At 59.4% G+C, this 18,710-nt stretch carries 16 protein-coding genes and 2 pseudogenes; 4 read left to right on the forward strand and 14 right to left on the reverse strand.

Features of this window, described 5'->3' with window-relative positions; all coding sequences use genetic code 11:
* Positions 1-436 (forward strand): IS5 family transposase (locus tag KMAL_RS07865; RefSeq protein WP_110095195.1); only part of this gene is annotated, 436 nt, incomplete at its 5' end.
* 8 nt (positions 437-444) lie between these two features.
* On the opposite strand, the pseudogene KMAL_RS07870 reads toward KMAL_RS07865, so the two are convergent.
* The 11 genes and pseudogenes from KMAL_RS07870 to KMAL_RS07915 all read right to left on the reverse strand — a co-directional run.
* A pseudogene (locus tag KMAL_RS07870) lies at positions 445-1,611 on the reverse strand (histidine kinase dimerization/phospho-acceptor domain-containing protein); the annotation flags it as partial.
* Positions 1,608-2,279, reverse strand: coding sequence for a response regulator transcription factor (locus tag KMAL_RS07875; RefSeq protein WP_110095196.1), 672 nt, complete (start codon positions 2,277-2,279; stop codon positions 1,608-1,610). The pseudogene KMAL_RS07870 and the gene KMAL_RS07875, both read right to left, overlap by 4 nt.
* The gene (locus KMAL_RS07880) at positions 2,279-5,353 is read right to left on the reverse strand and encodes an efflux RND transporter permease subunit (RefSeq protein ID WP_110095197.1); all 3,075 of its coding nucleotides are present in this window, start codon (positions 5,351-5,353) and stop codon (positions 2,279-2,281) included. The genes KMAL_RS07875 and KMAL_RS07880 overlap by 1 nt, the downstream gene beginning before the upstream one ends.
* The gene (locus tag KMAL_RS07885; RefSeq protein ID WP_019092070.1) at positions 5,353-6,504 is read right to left on the reverse strand and encodes an efflux RND transporter periplasmic adaptor subunit; all 1,152 of its coding nucleotides are present in this window, start codon (positions 6,502-6,504) and stop codon (positions 5,353-5,355) included. The genes KMAL_RS07880 and KMAL_RS07885 overlap by 1 nt, the downstream gene beginning before the upstream one ends.
* Positions 6,501-7,748: a TolC family protein gene (locus KMAL_RS07890; RefSeq protein ID WP_019092071.1), complete on the reverse strand. Its 1,248-nt coding sequence runs from the start codon at positions 7,746-7,748 to the stop codon at positions 6,501-6,503. Before KMAL_RS07890 ends, KMAL_RS07885 begins: the two co-directional genes overlap by 4 nt.
* 11 nt (positions 7,749-7,759) lie before the next feature.
* Positions 7,760-8,236 carry a hypothetical protein gene (locus tag KMAL_RS07895; RefSeq protein WP_408887905.1) on the reverse strand — a complete coding sequence of 159 codons (477 nt, stop codon included), beginning with the start codon at positions 8,234-8,236 and terminating at the stop codon, positions 7,760-7,762.
* A 198-nt stretch (positions 8,237-8,434) separates the two neighbouring features.
* Positions 8,435-8,948 (reverse strand): annotated as a pseudogene (locus tag KMAL_RS07900) (transposase); the annotation flags it as partial.
* 519 nt (positions 8,949-9,467) lie between these two features.
* Positions 9,468-9,782, reverse strand: a complete 315-nt coding sequence (locus KMAL_RS07905; protein ID WP_306308847.1) for a type II toxin-antitoxin system PemK/MazF family toxin — start codon at positions 9,780-9,782, stop codon at positions 9,468-9,470.
* Between the two features lie 87 nt (positions 9,783-9,869).
* The gene (locus KMAL_RS17230) at positions 9,870-10,022 is read right to left on the reverse strand and encodes an AbrB/MazE/SpoVT family DNA-binding domain-containing protein (protein ID WP_029335895.1); all 153 of its coding nucleotides are present in this window, start codon (positions 10,020-10,022) and stop codon (positions 9,870-9,872) included.
* 77 nt (positions 10,023-10,099) lie between these two features.
* Positions 10,100-10,768, reverse strand: a complete 669-nt coding sequence (locus tag KMAL_RS07910; RefSeq protein WP_110095198.1) for a MucR family transcriptional regulator — start codon at positions 10,766-10,768, stop codon at positions 10,100-10,102.
* A gap of 384 nt (positions 10,769-11,152) precedes the next feature.
* On the reverse strand, positions 11,153-11,452 hold the full coding sequence (locus KMAL_RS07915) for a WGR domain-containing protein (RefSeq protein WP_039736669.1): 300 nt from the start codon (positions 11,450-11,452) through the stop codon (positions 11,153-11,155).
* Between the two features lie 541 nt (positions 11,453-11,993).
* Here KMAL_RS07915 and KMAL_RS07920 point away from each other — a divergent pair.
* From KMAL_RS07920 to KMAL_RS07930, 3 genes are all read left to right on the forward strand, one after another.
* Positions 11,994-12,383 (forward strand): hypothetical protein, encoded by a 390-nt coding sequence (locus tag KMAL_RS07920; protein ID WP_087608997.1) that lies wholly within the window; start codon positions 11,994-11,996, stop codon positions 12,381-12,383.
* A 61-nt stretch (positions 12,384-12,444) separates the two neighbouring features.
* The gene (locus KMAL_RS07925) at positions 12,445-13,449 is read left to right on the forward strand and encodes a thiol:disulfide interchange protein (RefSeq protein WP_167376464.1); all 1,005 of its coding nucleotides are present in this window, start codon (positions 12,445-12,447) and stop codon (positions 13,447-13,449) included.
* Positions 13,446-13,982: a hypothetical protein gene (locus KMAL_RS07930; RefSeq protein WP_110095199.1), complete on the forward strand. Its 537-nt coding sequence runs from the start codon at positions 13,446-13,448 to the stop codon at positions 13,980-13,982. Before KMAL_RS07925 ends, KMAL_RS07930 begins: the two co-directional genes overlap by 4 nt.
* 405 nt (positions 13,983-14,387) lie before the next feature.
* Here KMAL_RS07930 and KMAL_RS07940 read toward each other — a convergent pair whose 3' ends face one another.
* From KMAL_RS07940 to KMAL_RS07950, 3 genes are read right to left on the reverse strand one after another with little or no spacing between them, the layout of a single operon-like run.
* A complete protein-coding gene (locus KMAL_RS07940) occupies positions 14,388-14,885 on the reverse strand; it encodes a hypothetical protein (protein ID WP_061275192.1) in 498 nt (165 codons plus the stop codon).
* A gap of 23 nt (positions 14,886-14,908) precedes the next feature.
* Positions 14,909-17,269: a DotA/TraY family protein gene (locus tag KMAL_RS07945; protein WP_110095200.1), complete on the reverse strand. Its 2,361-nt coding sequence runs from the start codon at positions 17,267-17,269 to the stop codon at positions 14,909-14,911.
* 22 nt (positions 17,270-17,291) lie between these two features.
* A complete protein-coding gene (locus KMAL_RS07950) occupies positions 17,292-18,704 on the reverse strand; it encodes a hypothetical protein (RefSeq protein ID WP_110095201.1) in 1,413 nt (470 codons plus the stop codon).
* Positions 18,705-18,710: the final 6 nt, after the last annotated feature.

Below are 18,710 nucleotides of genomic sequence, written 5' to 3' on the forward strand. Positions count from 1 at the left end.
AGAGCGAGACCATCGTGAAGCACTTGGCCGCTCTCGCGGCGGCTATGGCACAAAAGTCTGCGTGATCGCTGATGGACATGGAAAAGCCTTCGGTTTTGCGCTGGCCCCTGGACAGGCTCATGAACTGCCTCTGGCACCAGCCATGCTCGACAGCCTTCCCGCCACTCCCCTGTGGGTAGTAGCGGACAAGGGCTACGCGTCGAACGCCATGCGTGAACGGATATGGGACATGGGAGCACGGCCAGCCATTCCCGCGAAACGACGCGATGGCCCGGTCGCCTGCCCCAAATGGGCCTATCGGTGTCGGCATCTCGTTGAGAACCTCTGGGCTCGCCTCAAGGAGTGGCGCGCTGTCGCAACCAGATATGAAAAAACAGCAACGTCGTTCCTCGCGGTCATCCACATCGCTGCCGCAGCAGACTGGATCAAGCCCTAACAGGCCCTAGTCAGCCGCTGGAATATGCCGGGTGGCAGCGCGGGGCAGTCATTGGTGATGTCGATTCCACCATCTGGTAGCACGGCCACCCGCACGGGCATATGGTGCCCTCCATGCAGCAGGGCGTTTTCAAGCAGGTTGCGCAACATGATGCCGGTCGCATCCATGTCACCATGTACGAATATGTGGTGAATCCCGTCTGGCGCGATGACAATGCCCTGCCCGTCACACGGATTATGCCCAAGATCATCGACAAGGACATGCACTACGGTCATCAGGTCGAAACGGTCGCGCCGGAAAGCGACGCCGGACGAGGCGCGGGAAAACTGCAGCAGTTTTTCCACCGTGCGGCCCAGCCTGCGGGTCCGGTCGGCAATGAGCTCCACCCGCCGGCCCGTATCCGAAGCCGCCGGCATCAGTCGGCCCAGCATCTGTACCTGCGCCAGAAGGGCTCCAAGCGGGTTACGCAGTTCATGCGCAGCGCTTGCGGCAAAGGCGCGCTCGGTAGAGAGCGCTGCCTCCAACCGCGCCAACAGCGTATTGATCGAGCGCTGGATGGAGACTAGTTCGTCAGGGAGATCAAGGGGGGGAATGGGCTGAAGGTTGCCGCTGCCACGTGCGCGCATCTCGTCATGCAGCAGGTCCAGCGGGCGCAGGGCGCGCCGCACGATCAGGCGCACCAGCCACCAGATCACCGGCATGAAAAGCAGCATGGGCACGACAGAGATCAGCATCGCGCGCCGGACGGCCTCGCGCCGGTGGAAGGTCGGTTCCCCCACAAGAACGCGGTATTTCTCCGCCACGGGTGACGCGACATAAACGCGAAAATGCGGAACATTAGCAAACCAGGTCCGCCACGCGCGCTCGAATGCGTCCTGCGGGGCATTCTGGGAACGCAACACGACATGCCCGGTCACATCCACGATCTGATAGGCCAGGGTGCGTGGCCCGACTTCCGGCAGCCAGGCGATGGACGACGCCGCACCCGGATCATGCAGTCGTGTCTCCACAGCCGTCTGCAGGCGCTCGGAAACTTCCTGAAGCGAGTTGTCCAGCCGTTCCGTTACCTCGTAGCGGGTAAATCCACCTACCGCGACACTGAGGATCAGCAGCCCCAGTATCACGACCATGAGTACGCTGCTGATGATCCGGGTAGACAGGCTCCAGCTTTTCATGCGCCGTCCCTTGCATCGAGGCAGTAGCCACGGCCGCGTATGGTCCGGATGACCGTGTTGCCGACCTTGCGCCGCAGGCGGCTGATGAAAACCTCGACGGTATTGATGTCCACGTCCCGGTCCAGCGCATACAGCGCGGTGTCAATCTGCTGGCGCGAATAGATCCGGCCCGGACTGCGCGACAGCAGTTCCATGATGCTCCATTCCCGCGCGGTCAGGTCCAGCCGCTCGCCATCACGCGATACAGACCGGTTCTCCCGGTCTATCGTAATCTCTCCCACGCGGCAGTGCGCGTGCCTGCGCGGCGATGCATACCGGCGGGCCACTGCCGCAATACGTGCCACGAGTTCATTCAGGTCATAGGGCTTGACGATATAATCATCTGCCCCTTCGGACAGACCCGCGATACGGTCACTGATCTGGTCCTCTGCCGTGGTGATGAGGATGGCGATGTCTGATGATGTCCGACGGACCTCACGCAACAGGTCGCGCCCACTTCCATCGGGCAGGCCAAGGTCGAGCAGCATGAAATCATAATCCACCGTTGCCATGGCCGCGCGCGCGTCCTCCAGCGTCGTGAACCAGTCCACGGCATGCCCGTCCAGACCCACGCGCTCCTGCACCGCCACACCCAGATCGTATTCATCCTCGACAATAAGGATACGCATCAGTCCTGATCCTTTTCCCGCATGACCCGGGCATACAGTGATGGCAGCACAAGCAGGGTCAGCAACGTGGACGTGACCAGCCCGCCGATCACCACACTGGCCAGCGGGCGCTCGACTTCCGCGCCCGCACTTTCGGAAAACGCCATGGGAAAAAAGCCAAGGCTGGCGACAAGGGCTGTGGCCATGACGGGACGGAAGCGGGATTCCGCGGCCGCAAAGGCCGCCTGTGCCACGGCCATTCCCCGTGCCCGCAGGGCTGCGATCTCACTGACCAGCACCACGCCATTCAGGATCGCCACGCCAAACAGCGCGATGAAGCCGATCCCCGCCGAAATGCTGAACGGCATGCCGCGCAGCGTCAGCGCCACGATGCCGCCGGTTGCCGCCACCGGCAGGTTGACGAACACCAGCAGCGCGGGCCGCACCGCGCCAAACGCCACCACCAGCAGCGCAAAGATCAGGCCAAGGGCAACGGGCAGCACGATCTCCAGCCGCCTTGTAGCTGATTGCAGGTTACGGAACTGCCCGTCCCACTGCATGTTATATCCTGCAGGCAGTTTTACGTCCCGCGCCACACGGGCCTGTGCTTCGGCCACGAATGATGCAAGGTCACGCCCGCGCACGTTGGCCTGCACCACCATGCGCCGGCGTACCCGGTCGCGGCTTATGCGCGGCGGCCCATCGACTTCATGCACATGCGCCACCTGTGACAGCATCGCATTCCCCTGCCCGTCCATCCGCCGGACCTGCAGCGCGCCAATGGCGGCGGCGGATGTCGCCACGCGGGGGTCAAGGCGGACCTGCGTGCCGATGATGGCGTTATCCACGATCACCGGCCGGGCGCCGATATGCCCGCCTATGGCCTCCACCGTATCGAGAATGTCCTGCACCGCCACATTGCGGCTGGCAGCCTGCGTGCGGTCAATGTCGACCACGATCAGCGGCACGGTGCCGTCCCCCGCAGCCGCCACGTCCGCTGCCCCCTTCACGCCGGACATAGCCGCCACCACCCGGTCACCCAGCTCGGCCAGCATGGCCAGGTCATCGCCAAAGATCGAGACGGCAATCTGCGTGCGCACGCCAGAGAGCAGGTCATCCATGCGCATCTGCACCGGCTGGCTCCATGAATACAGCGCATCGGGCAGTTCGCGCCGCAGGGTATCATCCATCGCGGCGACCAGCCCCGCCTGCGTGCGGGCGGTTTTCCATGTGGAGGGCGGGTTGAGGAAGATGAAGCTGTCGGTCTCGTTCACGCCCATCGGGTCGGTGGGAATGGCGGACGTGCCGGTATTGCTGACCACCGCGCGCACTTCAGGGAAGCTGCGCAGGATCTGCTCCTGCTTCGTGACCGAAGCCAGCACGGTATCAAGCGAGGCCGAGGGCAGCCGCGTGGTGGTGACCGCCAGCGCCCCTTCATCAAGCTGGGGAATGAACTCACCGCCCAGCCTCATCGCAAGCCCCGCTGAAAGGGCCAGCACCACCAGCGTACCGCCAAACAGGATGCGTGGATGGGTTTCCCCCCATGTCACCATATGGGTATAGGGCCGGCGCAGGAAGGCAATCAGCCGCGTATCACCCGCAGGCCGCACGCCCCCCAGCGCAAGGGCGGCCAGAACGGGCACGCAGATGAAGCAGTACGCCAGCGACGCCAGCAGCGCCATGATGACCGTCTGCGCCATGGGGCGGAACATGTGCCCCTCGATCCCCTGCAGGGTCAGGATCGGCAGATAGACCATGATGATGACCAGTATGGCAAACCCCACCGGGCGCATGACCTGCTGCACGGAGGAGATGACCAGCGGAATGAATTCGGCGTCCGGCTCCTCCTCCCTGCGCGACAGCACATGTTCGATCACCACCAGCGAACCATCGACAATCATGCCGAAATCGATTGCGCCAAGGCTGAGCAGGTTGGCCGAGATACCGAACTGCCGCATGCCCGCCATCGCGCAGACAAGGGCAACCGGAATGACCGAGGCAATGACAAGGGCGGCCTGCCAGCTCCCGATCACCACCACCAGCACCCCCACCACCAGCACGGCGCCCATGACCAGGTTGTCACGCACGGTGGCGATGGTCTGCCCGGTCAGGGTGGCGCGGGTGTAATAGGGTTCGATCGTGACGCCTGCGGGCAAAGCCTGCCGTATGCCCGGCAGCGCACGGTTGATGGCGGCAAGCGTTGCGTTGGAACTCGCCCCGCTTTCCATCATCACCACGCCGATCACGATCTCGCCCTGCCCGTCACGCGTTACCGCCCCCAGACGGGTGCGCGCGCCCCTAGTGATGCGGCCAAGGTCACGCAGCCGCACGGCGGAGCCATCGGGGTTGGTCCGCACGGCGATATTGCCAAAATCCGCAAGGCTGCCCACCAGCCCGCGTCCGACCACGCTCTGCTGTTCGGCATGGTGCGTGATCCATCCGCCGCCGGATGCCGCGTTGCCGGCATCCACCGCACGATAGACCTCGCCTACCGAAAGGTTGCTGCCGATCAGCCGCGCGGGGTCCAGCGTCACCTCATAGGTTTCTTCCGCCCCGCCATTGACGTTGACATCCACCACACCGGGTACAAGACGCATCTGCGGCACCACGGTCCAGTTCATGATGCGGTTGAGTTCCATGAGCGAACGCCCCGCGCCACGGATCTGGAACTGCATGATTTCGCCCATGCCAGTGGCCAGCGGCCCCATGCTGACGGTAATGCCGGGCACGGATATGTTTGAACGCGCCTGCTGCATGCGCTCGTTCACGCGGGTGCGGTCCAGGTTGATGTCGGTATCATCGGCAAACTGCACATACACCACCGAGACGCCGCCGCGCGATACGGAACGCAGGTCAGTCATGCCGGGGATTCCGGTCATGCTGGTCTCGACGGGAAAGGTGATGAGTTTTTCCACTTCCTCCGTCGCAAGGCCCGGCGCCACGACCGAGACGAGAACCTGCCGGGGCGAAATATCCGGCACCGCTTCCACCGGCAGGCCCAGGACAGTCATGATGCCCGCGGCCAGCAGCAGGCCAAGACCGCCCAGCACCAGCATGCGCGCGCGGATCAGGGTGGCAAGGTAGGCATGTGCCATCAGTCTGCATCCATTCCGGCCAGACCGATGACGGAACGCAGGGCAAAACTACCATGACCCACCACCGGCTCGCCCTCTGTCAGGCCGGAACGCAGCACTGCCTGCCGCCCGTCATCCAGTGCCACATCGACCACGACCGGCCGGTAGTCCGTCGCGTTCACCCGCACGAACACGACGCTGCGCCCGTCAATCTGCTGGATGGCTTCGGACGGCACGACAAGACCCGCCACGCTGTCACGCTGAGCCAGTGCGGAATCCAGCACCATACCGGGCACCAGCGCGCCAGTGGGGTTTGACACACGGCTTATGACCCGGACCAGCCCGGTCAGGGAACTGGCCATCCCGTCCACCGTATCGATACGGGATGTAAACGGGCCGTCTGCCGTCCGCGTTACCTGCTGGCCGCCTGGTGCGATCCGCGCCGCCTGGTCCGGCGGGATGTCGGAGACAAGCCATATGCTGGACAGATCCGCGACGGTGGCCACATCCATGCTCGGGTCCACATCACCCGCCACTGACGTACCGATCACCTGCACCATGCCGTTGACAGGGGAGATCAGGGTCGAGGTTTCGTCTTCCGCGCCCTGACTGTCCTGCTCCGATGATGAATTGAACTCCTCGGCAAAACGGTGGCCCAACGTGTCCACATCCGCCTGGCGTGCACGCATGGTGGCATCCGCCTGTGCCAGCACGTCCTGCCTGCGGCGCAGTTCGGCCAATGATATGCTCTCGCCAGCCAGTGCCCTAGCCCGCTGCACCGCGCCTGCCGCATCGGTCCGGGCCGCAATGGCGGCAGCAAGCGCTGCACGCATCTGAACCGCCTGCAGGCGCGCAACATGCAGGGAATGATCCTGATAGCGCACCAGCGCCTGCCCCCGCTGCACGGATGCTCCGGGCTGTACCATTACTGCCAGCACCTTGCCACTGCCGGCGGGATGGATATGCACGACCCGCGTCGTATCGGGCATGACCCGGCTCATGACCGGCAGCATGGGTGCCACGCGACCCGGCGTGGCCGTGACGATGGTTACCCCTTCATTGGCAACCGCCGCCCCGTCCAGCTTCACGATCGGGGGCAGCGCCCCCTCCCCGGCATGGGCAGGCAGGGCGGGCAGGCCGAGAAGAAACAGGATGGAGGCAATCCGCTTCATGGCACAACACCTGTTGCAATCAGCATGCGGATGCTGGCGACATGCCATTCCACCTCAGCCCGGGCACTGGCCAGTCGGGTATTGGCGGCCGCCTGCCGGGCGGCAAGCGCCGTATCCACACCGGCTTCGCCTACCCGCCAGGCCCGTTCCTGCGCCTGGGCCCGCTTTTCCATATTCTCTGCGGCACTGCGGGTAGCCTGTCGTGCCGTGGTGGCCGCGATCAGGCGTTCACGCACGCGCATCATTTCCAGATGCACCATGCGCCGCGCCTGCGTTTCCTGGCTGGTGGCCGTGGCCAGGCGGTTGCGGGCTTCGGACATGATGGGCGTGTTACGGACCTCGCTGGGCAGGGGGATGCTGAAATTCACGCCCACACGATCATCCCACGGGCTGCCGTACTGCTTTTCATGAATGGCGTCCACGCCGATTTCCGGGTTGGGCATGAACGAACGGCGCGCCAGTTTCATGTTCGCTTCGGCGGCTTCCACATTGCGGTGCGCGACCTTTATGCGGGGATCGTTGTCTTCCATGTCGCGCGGGCTGACAAAACGGGCCTGCGTCACGTCGCCGCCACCATAACGGCTCAGGTCAGGCACAACCGGGCGCCCCAGCAGCACCTCCAGGGCCGTAGTCGCGTTCTGCGCTTCCTCCTGTGCCAGGGCCAGTTCATCGCGCGCGTTCTCCATCGCCGCCTGCGCCACCTGCCCGTCGGTCGCGGCCAGTTCGCCCCCCTGCACCGCGCGCGTGGCGCTGGCGGCCATGCGCGCGGTCGCATCATACAGGGTGCGGGCCACATCCACCCGGCTGCGGGCGATCAGGGCGGCGGCGCCTGCATCAAGCACCCGGATGGACAGTGCCATGTGTTCGACATTGAGCTGTTCATCAATCGACGCGGCTTCCGCGCTGGCGACCTGTTTCGTGGCGCTGCCCTGCCCCGGCAGCCACAGCGGCACCGACACGCCGCCCTGATAGGTTGTATAGCCTTCGTTACTGCCCAGCATGTGGTCATCCATGTATTCACCCGACAGGGTCGGGCCGCCGGCAAACCATGACCCGGCAGCGCTGGCGCGGGCGCGGGCGGAATGATGGCCGACCTGAAGTTCGGTGCGGACGGGATCGATCGCCCAGGCCATGCCGACGGCTTCATGGAAGGATGGGCCAGGGCGGGCGTCCTGGGCCAGGGCCATCCATGGCAGGGCACAGGCCATGGCGATCGACACGATGGGGGGGATGGCGCGGTTCATGCTTCAGGCCATCATGGAATGGCGCGACCACCATGGCTGATCCGTTCGGCCAAATCGCTCCACAGTCGCGCCATCAGCAGATTGATCTCGGACGTGACCGAAAACGGGGACTGCGAACGCGCCAGGGGCGAAAGGGACATGCGTTCCCCGATGACAAAATGCCCCTGCGAGAACAGCCGGGCCGAAATCGCCCCCTGCTGCCCCTGCCCCATGGGCCTCGTAACGGAAATACGCAGGTGTGGCGGCGGGTCGGCAATGAGACCGAAGACATGCCGTTCAGCTTCATCAGAGGGGCACGCCACGCCCTGCAGCACGGCGTCACGCAGTACGGAATGGGGATAACCCCCATACATGCCATCTACATGCAAACGTATACCATGCCGGACCATCATACATATGCCCTCTGTCCCATCATCCGCCCAAGCGGCCGACACCCCTAGGAAGAAAATACAGGCTGCATACAGACTATCCCGCACTATCCTTTGCATAATAAGCGTCTGTTCCCCGGCGTACATAAAGTTCCTGCCATCACGACGATGACTTTCTGACGGTAACAGAGAAACCTGACGTGAACCTGAACATCCGGTCTACAAAAGAGAATTTATATTATGAAAATGATTATCATTTCTATATTTAGAGTAAGCGATAATTTCATATGTGAATTTAAGGCTCTGTTAGAGCCTGAATTAGAAAGCGGTTTGATTGATTTGTCTCAGCACCCTGCAGATATGGACAATCATCACCTGTGCACAGGATAACGAGATTGGTGCCTCGACATGTTTCGTGAAACGGCGGCAGCGTCCGAGCCATACGAAGCGATGCTCCACGATCCAGCGTTTCGGCATGATGATGAAGCCTTCAGCCCGATCGCTGCGCTTGACGATCTCGATCGTCCGTCGGCCACGTTCGACCAGCACACCACGCAACTTCTCGCCAGCATATCCACCCTCACCAATCAGATGGCGCAGCCAAGCGAACAATGAGCGTATTTTGGTTGCTGCCAGCGGCGCACCGTTATGATCCTGAATGTCGGCGGGATGCACGACAGCTGCCACGACATGACACAGCGTGTCGGTCGAGATATGCCGCTCGCGACCCTTGATTTTTTTTTGCTCGCGTCATAACCACAGCGGCCGCTGTTGTAGCGGTTTTAACCGGCTGGCTGTCAATAACACCCACCGAAGGCGTGGCGTCTTGCCCACTTGTGCTGCTCTGCCACAGCTGGCTAGGCTCGTATCTCGGATTTGAGCATCTGTTAAAGTTCCTTGCTACGGACGGACATGATGCTGTCGTGCCCTCGGTACCCAGCTCTGCCTTTTTCAACCCGATCACCGGTATCATACATAGGCCCGCGTTGTGCAGCCGCACTCATATGCGGGCTGATGGCTCGTCTAGCCGGTACCCGGCGTTTTGAACGCTCATCGGCGTCAGGATAAGGCTCCAGACTCACCCCGCACCCAGACTGAAACAGGTGATTTCACACCCCTGCCCAATTAGAGTACAAAACCCGACCACAGCCCGGTGCCATTGCTAACGTATAGCAACCTACCGCCAGGAATGTGCTGGCAGCCGCAACCGAACGTGACCCTGTTCGGCTGTGCTGCACATCTCATGTTTCCGTTTTCTGGCGCAGAGGCCAACGTTGCCCTGTATGTCGGCGTAGAACGTGGTTGATCGCTCATCAGACAAGCGCATGCAGCGTCGAACCTACAACACATATTAAGAAGTCCGGCAGGACATGTTTGAATACATTGAAATGTTCGGGCTTCCCTGTTTCCCTCGGCCAGCCAGTAATCTGGCATGCTGACGAACTGCCTCAATTTCCTTTGCCGAGACCTTTCCTTTGAGCTTCGCGTTCCGCATCCGCCAGTCCAGACTTCTCACCTGATCAGAGAGGACCACACTGGCGGGTTTTACTACCACGGCTACTTCAAACGGATAGCCTTTGATTTTAGTGGTCATGGGGCAGCAAAGCGTCATCCCCGCTTTGGCATTATAACTTGCAGGGCTGAGAAGCACCGCAGGCCGATGCACAGCCCGTTTCCGCCCCGGCTGAGGGATCAAATTCCAACCAGACAATGTCGCCGCAGTCAGGAACCCACGTGACCTGGGATTTGATGCTCACCAGCTTTCGTCACCTACAGACTGTCCAAAGTCAATTTCATCATGCCCGTTCAGATCGGTAATCCCGGCGACGAGATCTTCCAGTTTGAGCAGTGTGGCGCGAACCGGCTCAATGATAACTCGATCACCTTCCTCATGGACATTCATCATCTGATCATCCTGACGTTCGGGTGATGCATGGATGCCTAGTTGCCTTATAACCAAGCCCGATAGGCCGGGCTGATCAGTCAGACCTTGGCCCCTTTTGCTTTCGTGCCGGTCTTCCGTATCGCACGCGGTCTCGCTGAAGTCTTGGAACCCGGCGTTTTCCTTGGCGATGCTGCGGAAGATCCGGTTTCAGTTGCCGACGACCTGGATCGCTTCGAAATCGTTTTTTTGGCGGGCACTACGGCCTCAGAAGTATCGACCGATATTTCTTTCGTCGCACTATCAACAGAAGGGACTACAGTTGCCTCGCCCACGGGACCGGTCGGGGGAACCAAAATCTTGCGTCCAAGACCCGCGTCTCGCGCCAGAGCCGCCCGCATTTTGGCATACTCCGGAGCAACCATGGGATAATCCATAGGAAGCTGCCACTTCTCTCGGTATTGCGTTGGCGTCATTCCGTACCTTGTCTGCAGGTGACGCTTGAGCATTTTGAGTTTTTTGCCATCTTCCAGACAGACGATGTGGTCAGGAAACACCGACTGCCCGACTGGAACTGCAGGCTGCTGGGCAGGAATGCTGCTGTTTTTCTCTGTGTCCGGTGTTGTTTCGCGGATAGCAGCGTAGACATCGCGGATAAACGCCGGGACATGTTCTGTCGGCAGAGAGGTATTGGTATTGCCGAGATGCGCTGCCACGATGTCGCTCATGGCAATTACAATTGCCGGGGATAGGTCGTCTGATTGGTCCATGATAAAGCCTCTCCGCTATATTTTTACCGAATAACATTGCCGGAGTGTAAGTCTATATGCAATCGGCAAAATATGGCGTATCGAAAGCTGAATTATATATTGCGGTACGTTGCATACATCGATCACATCGCACCATGAACATCAAGTTTTACGCAAATTGTATGCGGCGGAGCCTGCCCCTGATTACGCTATCAGACGGCGTAAACTGGCTTATGCAACGGGCCTTTCACGAAAACTACGGCTCACCCCAATGTCGATGATAAGTTTTTTAGTCCGAATATATCCACACACGAATTTTCCATGACGTGGTGAGCGGATACAGTATTTATCTCTATCACCTGTCCGATGATCACACCGGGTTACCCCTGCAGGTAATGCAGCCAGTCATGGCTGTGTAACGATATAGCCGCGTTTCAGGCGATAACGGATCATCGCGGTCAGGGCATTCACCGCGGCGCCTTCATCCGGATAGAGATCCACGCGCTGGGTGCCAGCTGTCCCGATCCTGCCCCAGTTACGAACAAGCGCGGCACCACCGAACAGGTCGGGCTGAACTGACAGTCCGTAATACCGCCACTCATTGAAACTGGGTTGAATACGGCGCAACTGGACCGATAGTGGGAACAGTCCAAGCTGTATTGTTTTCTCTGGGGGAACGGCGCTCGTTGATCTTCTGGATGTCATATTGGTCCTGCGCATCGCATGATGCTAACATGATCTATTATCCAAGTACAGATATTCTGAACTTCTTTCAGCCTTTTGCAACTTCGCTTGGAGCATGCATGGATCATTTCCTGCGATCTATGGGTCGGATGGTACGATGCGGATGTCTTCCGATACGTCAGTCATCCAGCATGTTGGTGGTTGCTTCAAGCCACGACCGATCGCAAGATGACGTAGAAGACGCTTTTTCTTGCCATCCAGGCATGACTGCCCTTCGATCACCCAGCAATAGCTCCGCATGTTTCGAACATACGTTGCCCGCAGAATATCGACGAAACACTCGGTAACAATAATGAGATATACGTTACAACGATACGGAATCGTGTAGATTGGGTAGCCTGATCATGATTCCGTGGAGCTAGGTGACCAGATTAAATCACGACGAAAATCGTGAATAATAGCAAAGTATATCGGGTTATGCCGCTCCAGCGCTCCGTAAGAAACATGGCAACCGTGCACTGCGTTGCTTCAGTGTGTTCGTCTTGATCAGTGTGAGGATGACATGAAGTTTGATGAACTTCACTCGCGTTTCGAGCTTATCGATGACGAACCATCTGGACAGCTATGTCTAACGCTGGTTCAAGCAATTTTAGCGCTTAGGTGCAATATTGAATATATCGCTTCTCCGGCGAAAACTTCAATCGCGAGGCGTGAGCAGGCGCAGGCGCTTTATCCTATCCTGATGCTTTGCTACGAAAAAGGCTGTCAATTGAAAAAGGACTATCCGGATTGCCATTATTTGCAACTCCGCGTTGATATCCTTGTAAAAATGATAAGCGAGATGTCAGTCGACGAGTTAGGAAGCGAGGCAGAAGAGACGTTTATTCTCCCCCCGATTAACCCTGCTTTTGAAAATCCCCTGTCTCGAGAAAGGGGGAACAACAAGGAATGATTTTTTAATCGTAGTCGCGTGATCAGGGCGTACGGGACATAGGTATTGTCCGGAGTCCGCCATGCGCAGTTTCTACGTGTTGCCATTTCTCCTGTTCATGCACGTGCCAGCGCGAGGACAGCAATGCTCTGTGTCTATTCCGATTGAGTCCAGGAGCGACACCATAGGGCCGCCCCTGGAACACAATGATAAAGGTAGGACCGATGCAGTTGCCCACCTTGGGATCGCCGGGGCCAACATCGAAAAACTACCCGATCTCCACGGCTTCGAAGCTGGCATTGCCCATACCCGGAACGAACTCCTGGTCTTTTTCGCCCCGGAAAGCCACGCGATCGTGCTTAGCGGCACGCTGATCCCGGTACCCTACGACACCCTACGTTCCCTGGCCGGGTCGCGCGCCCACGATCTCGCACCGGTCGATGGCATCAGGGGAATGTTTGTTCGGGCAGATAACCGTTTTCAGGTCATCTATGCGACCCCGGATGGCAAGGCAGCAGTCGCTGCCCGCATGTGGGGCGCCACCGGACAGGATATCACGAAAGACCAGATCAGGGGCATTCCGGGAGCCGTCCCAGAAATCAGTATCTCTGGCGCTTCATCCGACGCTAACGAACAGTCCGGGCTCCAGGGTCTCTCTGGAGGCCTTATAGGGACACCTTCAGCGCCAGAAGTCATTATGTTCATAGACCCGCAATGTGTCTACTCGATGAAGGCGATGCATATCCTTCAGCCCGCAGTCGATGCCGGGAAAGTTCGCCTGAAAATAGTCCCGCTGTCATTGCTTGATTACGAGGATAATGGCGCTAGTACCGTCAATGCGAGAGCCATGCTGTCGCTTCCGGCAAACGAAATGGCACAAGCGTGGGTCAACGGTCGTCTAAACCCGGAATTGACTGCACCTGAACCGGATAGTGGGGAGAAGCTTGTCCGCAATACGGAGATTGCACGGCAGCTAGGGCTCACAGGGACCCCAACCTTCGTCTGGATGCACCGCAATGGCCGGATCGGCCGGATCGACGGCGTTCCCACCGATGTCGCCACGTTTCTCACCTCGGTCTCGCAATGAAGACACGACAGGTCCAGACCGGCCCGCGACGTTTTTTTGCAAGAACGCGCAAGCTTGCCCGCCTGGTGATTGGCGATCCACGTACATTGGTCGCCTGGTCCGATGTGACGAGAAATGCCGCGCTGATTGAAGCCCTCGGGAAGGCATTACTAAAGCCTAAAGCCGGCATGCAGAACCCGCGGGCGCCAGACGGTACCCCTATTGATATCGCCGCGATTGCTGCCGAATATGGCGTCGAACCCCGCGTTGTCGCGATCTTACTCGATCAGAGACAACATGAGACATACAGGCGGGCGCTCGCTGCCAGTATGCTCGCCGTTGTTCTGGTTCTTGGCTGGACCGGAGAAATGCTCCTTTCCCACTGGAAGGGCAGCCAAATCCTTGCTGCGCTGGAGTTCGCGCCCTTCTGGACATTTCTGACACTCGTGGCGTTTCAGAACGCGTGGCTCAACTGGCAGATCCGCGAACGCCGCCTAGGTTCCGCTCGCCAATTTGTCGCCACCGCCGACAGCCTCATTCCCCGCAGGCCGTAAGCGCAAGTCCGTCTGCATTGCGCTGGTGAATAGACAGGATCGGCGGAGCACTCAGAACGTGCCGGGAGGCGCGTTCTTGTCGCCGCCCTGAGCGCCTGTTGCCCAAGAGGCGTGTTCATAATCCTCGCGCCCCGACATCGCCCGTGGATCATCAGGCCGGACGATCGTACCGGCGCGATCGTACGTGGGGGGTGTCCAGATTACGTGTGTCGATCCGTATGCAGCGTGCGGATCATAACGCGCATGCCTGGTTGGGGGAGCCTTTGGGCCATGCACATGGGCAGCGGATGACACGTTGCCAGCGCTGCATGCCGCAAGCCATGGGGAGAGGACAAGAGGCAGAATGAAATGTTTCACGAATGGTCTCCCGCGTAGAGGCGACCATCCTGACCAAAGATCTTGCGACTAGGGCTGCCGCTTTCTCCATTCATTTTCCATGGAAAGGTAGCCCCAAATCCGTCGTTCCATGTTCTCGGCTTTAGTCTTCAGCACTGTATGCTCATCGCTAAGTCGATGGTATTTGTCGTGGGCTGCCTCAAGATCGCACGCTAGGCGTTCCTCTCGGTCCCCAGCAGCCTTGAGTTGAGCTGCCTGCCGCGCAGTTGCTGCATCTGCAAGAGCGAGGGTGTCTTTCAGGTCTTTGATCTGAGCCTCCAGACCAGAAGCATATTCCCTGGATCTGAGCAGATGCTCCTCAAGTCTGTCAGATTCCGCGTTCTTCTGTCGCAGTAAACTTGTCATCTGCGAAAGCAGGTCAGCGAGTTCATCGGCTTCTGTCGGTCGCGCAGACCGTCGGCCGTAAAGCGCACGTTGTATGGAGTTTCCCAGCGTCTGTTCGTACTGGTGCGATGCACGTCCCAACATGAACGCTGCAGCCCCGCTCAGGCCACCATAGTTCGACATCTCAGTTCCTCCTGACCCTAAAGTCAGACGCTCTTTTTCATTGTTGTATCACTTATTAGAGCCCGAGCACCAGAAGATATGCCACCGTTGCCTTGTCCCGGCCCATTCTGATTATCTGCTTTATTTCCTGCCAGAGACTGCTGAATCGAGAGCAACGTGCCCGCCATACCGACAACGGCGGCGTCCCTGCTGAACTGGTCGATATCAACGCGATCCACGTCACCGAATCCGATCATGGCGGGAACCCGTTGGGGCAGGATCGAGATCATCCTGAATGAAATGAACGCCAAAGTGACATGAATCATGACAAAGAGGCTAACCAGAACAATCATGCCGAGGAAGTTGCTGACAATCCAACCGTTTGACAGCACCAGTCCGGCCGCAATGCCGAAACACATGTGGATCAGCCACGACACTGAATCAAATATAAAATATCCAAGGAAAAGCCCGAACAGCATCAGCACCGGCCGGAAGATGACATTGAACAGAAGGGCATAACCCTGTTTTGCATGACCGTGCAGCCCCTCCCCGTTCATGGTCATATGCGCGAGCATCCACAGAGGCGCTGCAATCACGGACTCACAGACCATGATGAACCATCCAGCCACGGCAAACATCCACATGACAAACGGGATCATCGGGATGACATAGGCGATAGTGAGGCCTGGCATAAGCATGGCGAAACAGCCGCCGATAATCGGCGCGCCAAAAAAGTGCATCAGCGCGTGCCCGGCCCCTGCCGCAACGGCACCTTCTGGATTCCCGCTCAGAAGCGACAGCACGCCGATACCAACGGTCCCGGCCGTAGAAGAAAGAACCGACGCAGTGCCCATCGTGAGAAGGGCAGTCGTGATCATCCAGTTTCCAAGTGACATGAGATTGCCAAACGGATCCGTCCAGTAGCCGTTCGTCCCGGACGGCTCGATAAATCCGGTTACGATCTGCAGGGCATAATCGTTCAGGTGCAGAGCGCGGAACAGCTGGTCGAGCACACCTGCACCGTCTCCACCCGGTATCGCGCCCGTGTACAGGTCCGCATTCCCGCCTGGCGCGGTCACGCCATCCTGCGTCGCAACCATGCTGTCGATGTTCTCCATAAAGGTGTCCGCAGACTGCACCAGGGGCGCAATGTCCGAGGCAAGATAGTTTCCGAGACCGGAATAGGATGGCGTAGTGATGGTTGGCGTTGCGGTCATGAGAGACAGGGTCTGGCCATTGAGGCGCGCGAATTCGAGATAGTAGGCTCCTGCGCCAGTCCACCCGAGATTATCCATCTGGTTGCTGGTGTTGACCGCATCTCCGTTCGTCGAAATCCCCCATTGGTGGAGCGCTAGCGTCTGATTGTTGACCGTGTCCTGAAGCTTCGAGCGCAGTTGTGCCGCCTGCGTCGTGAGACGCGACGCATAATCGTTGGTGGCATTGACGATGATGGTCATGAGTGGGGCCAGGGACGCTGTCGTTTTCGTCTGCCAGTAATTCTGCGCGACCTGCGCAACCTGGCTGCGAATGTCGCCAAGGATCACGGAATCAAGAACCTGTTTTTGCATACCCGCCTGGTCGACCTGGAAACCAGCCAGATTCACTGCGTCAGTATTGGGCGCCTGCAGACTTACGGCCCCGCAAACTGGTGTCCCGTCTCCTGCGCCGGCTGCCATATTGTAAGAATAGTTGATGATTCCCATCTTCCCGCCGGTCACGGACAGGACGGTCTGCCCGGTCGGGGCCGCAATCAGGTTCGTGTTATTCGCAGCAATGTTAATAATGGCCCGGCAGAACTCATTTTTCACAAGACCGGTCACAATCCCTTTTGTGCCGGGGATAAGGGGCTGTGCGATGACCTTGCCGTCTGGTCCGATTGCTTGCTTCGCCTTGTCATAGACGACCTTCGCCATACCGATGCCCCAAAGCGAGCCCTGCACGACAACGGCCTGCGCCGCATTGAAGCCGGTTGTCGGAAGCGGCCACATCAGGATGGCCGCAATCCCGATCCGCACGATCGACATGCTGGTCTGGTTGTTACCAAGGAGTTGCGCTGTTTCTGCACCCCGGTGGATGTTCATGAAGTAGATATAGCTTACGACCGCCATCGCAAATGCCATGACGAACCCGGAGAACCACCCGATCATGGTTCCTATGACGGTCGCCTCATTGCCGATGCTGGGCGCGCCCGTATCCTGGCCGAAAACCGGGAATACGGACCGGATGACCTGCGCCGCCCAGTCACTGCCCGGATCAAGCAGGTCCCATGTCACGTTATAGCCCGTGCTGCTGGCTGCATCTCCCGAACCGGTCGCAACAACCGTCTGCGCTGCCGCGGACACGGTAAGAGCCGACAGAAACAGAAGCGGCAGGATGGCAAATACAGGGCGACGAAAGGGCGTCATGGTTTGTCCTCCAGCAGCACAGTCACGGCGCAGGACTGGCGGTGGGACCGGGATTCATCCGCGTCATGAAATCCGTGACTGCAGTCACAGCCTTGTGCATCATCTCGCGGACCTTCTCGCTCATGTCTTCCAGCGCACTGGCCCCCTCTTTTTTTCCGGGCACTTCGGCAGCAGTCCTGCCGATCTCGGCATCGATCTGGGTGAAGCGCTGCGTCACACTGCCGGGCATTCCCATGCGCTGGCCTGTTGCCTCGGCGGCTTCCCTTCCCTTTCCGTAGGCTTCGAGCTTGCTGGTGACATTCTCCAGTTGCGCCGCAAATGCCTGGTTATTCTGTTTCTCCGTCACAAACTGGCTATGCAGATCCGCATACCGGCCACCGGCCTTCATCTCCGACAACACACCGGCAACACCGTCAGGGTCGCCCTTTCCTGCATCTGAAATCGCCGCCATGATGGAGGAAGCTGGCCGCTCCCTGAGGTCACGCAGGGCCTCCACCGCCTGCTTTCCCAGACGTTCGGTCGCCTCCAGGCTCTTTTCGTCACGCGCGTTGTGCAGCCGGGTGCTGAAATCGGCGGCCTTTTCCATCCACGATGATGCCGGGCTCGCAGGCTGGCTATCAATGCGCGAGGCAATCGCTTCTGCTAGGCGGGCAAAGCCGCCACCGCGAATAACCTTGACGTCCTCCTGATCCCTGGCCGCCCCGTTCGTTTCCCGTGTGTTCGCTGCCGCCTTTTCCTTTGTGCCGTTGCCATCCATCGTCGATCGGCTTTCCGGCGCGTCTTTTGCGGGACCTGTCTGTTTCTCTCGAAAGTCCTTCTGAGGATCCGTCGTATGGGTCTGTCCGGGTTGACTGCTGGCCGACTGCTCCGGTCCAGGCGGAGCGCCCTCCCCCGGCGACGCCATTCCACGGGTTTTGTCCGGCTGACCTTTCTCATCGTGCGCAGACCCGGCAGCATGGTCATGCCCTGGCGCTGGCTGATGCCCTGGTTCGGGAAAGACGGTCGCCCTCAGGTTCTCGATGGTGTGCGCGATGTCCGGGTGGTCCGGATCCTGACGTCCTTCAACCAGTTCGCTGGCAAGTGTCCGGATCGCGTTTACTTCTGGCTGCTGAAGGCGATGCGTTTCACGCATCATCGCAGCGACCACAGGTTCGTTCAGACCTGGGTAATGCGCCGCGCGCTCTGTCATCTCGGTGCGGAGAGGATGCTCCTTTTCAAGCGTCGGTCCCAAAAGGCGCTCTACATCCTGCACGGCGTATGCGACGCGCGTACGGAAGCCGGGATCATTATGGACGTCAGGCTCGCGGGATTCCTGCCGCAGCCGATCATATGCGGCGGCCTGCCCGGGTGCCTGCTTCCTGTATTCGGACTGCACGCGATCAAGGGTTTTCAGCACATCCTCGATATCGCCGGTTTTCTGCTGGGCCTCAGACATGGCAAA

It is taken from the genome of Novacetimonas maltaceti, assembly GCF_002906255.1.
Lineage (GTDB): Bacteria > Pseudomonadota > Alphaproteobacteria > Acetobacterales > Acetobacteraceae > Novacetimonas > Novacetimonas maltaceti.

Coding starts and splice junctions, on each gene's coding strand:
- KMAL_RS07945 (WP_110095200.1), bottom strand. CDS start 17,269: ATGACGCCCTTTCGTCGCCCTGTATTTGCCATCCTGCCGCTTCTGTTT.
- KMAL_RS07925 (WP_167376464.1), top strand. CDS start 12,445: ATGCGCAGTTTCTACGTGTTGCCATTTCTCCTGTTCATGCACGTGCCA.
- KMAL_RS17230 (WP_029335895.1), bottom strand. CDS start 10,022: ATGATGAATGTCCATGAGGAAGGTGATCGAGTTATCATTGAGCCGGTT.
- KMAL_RS07915 (WP_039736669.1), bottom strand. CDS start 11,452: ATGACATCCAGAAGATCAACGAGCGCCGTTCCCCCAGAGAAAACAATA.
- KMAL_RS07950 (WP_110095201.1), bottom strand. CDS start 18,704: ATGTCTGAGGCCCAGCAGAAAACCGGCGATATCGAGGATGTGCTGAAA.
- KMAL_RS07895 (WP_408887905.1), bottom strand. CDS start 8,236: ATGCAAAGGATAGTGCGGGATAGTCTGTATGCAGCCTGTATTTTCTTC.
- KMAL_RS07930 (WP_110095199.1), top strand. CDS start 13,446: ATGAAGACACGACAGGTCCAGACCGGCCCGCGACGTTTTTTTGCAAGA.
- KMAL_RS07920 (WP_087608997.1), top strand. CDS start 11,994: ATGAAGTTTGATGAACTTCACTCGCGTTTCGAGCTTATCGATGACGAA.
- KMAL_RS07940 (WP_061275192.1), bottom strand. CDS start 14,885: ATGTCGAACTATGGTGGCCTGAGCGGGGCTGCAGCGTTCATGTTGGGA.
- KMAL_RS07885 (WP_019092070.1), bottom strand. CDS start 6,504: ATGAAGCGGATTGCCTCCATCCTGTTTCTTCTCGGCCTGCCCGCCCTG.
- KMAL_RS07890 (WP_019092071.1), bottom strand. CDS start 7,748: ATGAACCGCGCCATCCCCCCCATCGTGTCGATCGCCATGGCCTGTGCC.
- KMAL_RS07880 (WP_110095197.1), bottom strand. CDS start 5,353: ATGGCACATGCCTACCTTGCCACCCTGATCCGCGCGCGCATGCTGGTG.
- KMAL_RS07910 (WP_110095198.1), bottom strand. CDS start 10,768: ATGGACCAATCAGACGACCTATCCCCGGCAATTGTAATTGCCATGAGC.
- KMAL_RS07875 (WP_110095196.1), bottom strand. CDS start 2,279: ATGCGTATCCTTATTGTCGAGGATGAATACGATCTGGGTGTGGCGGTG.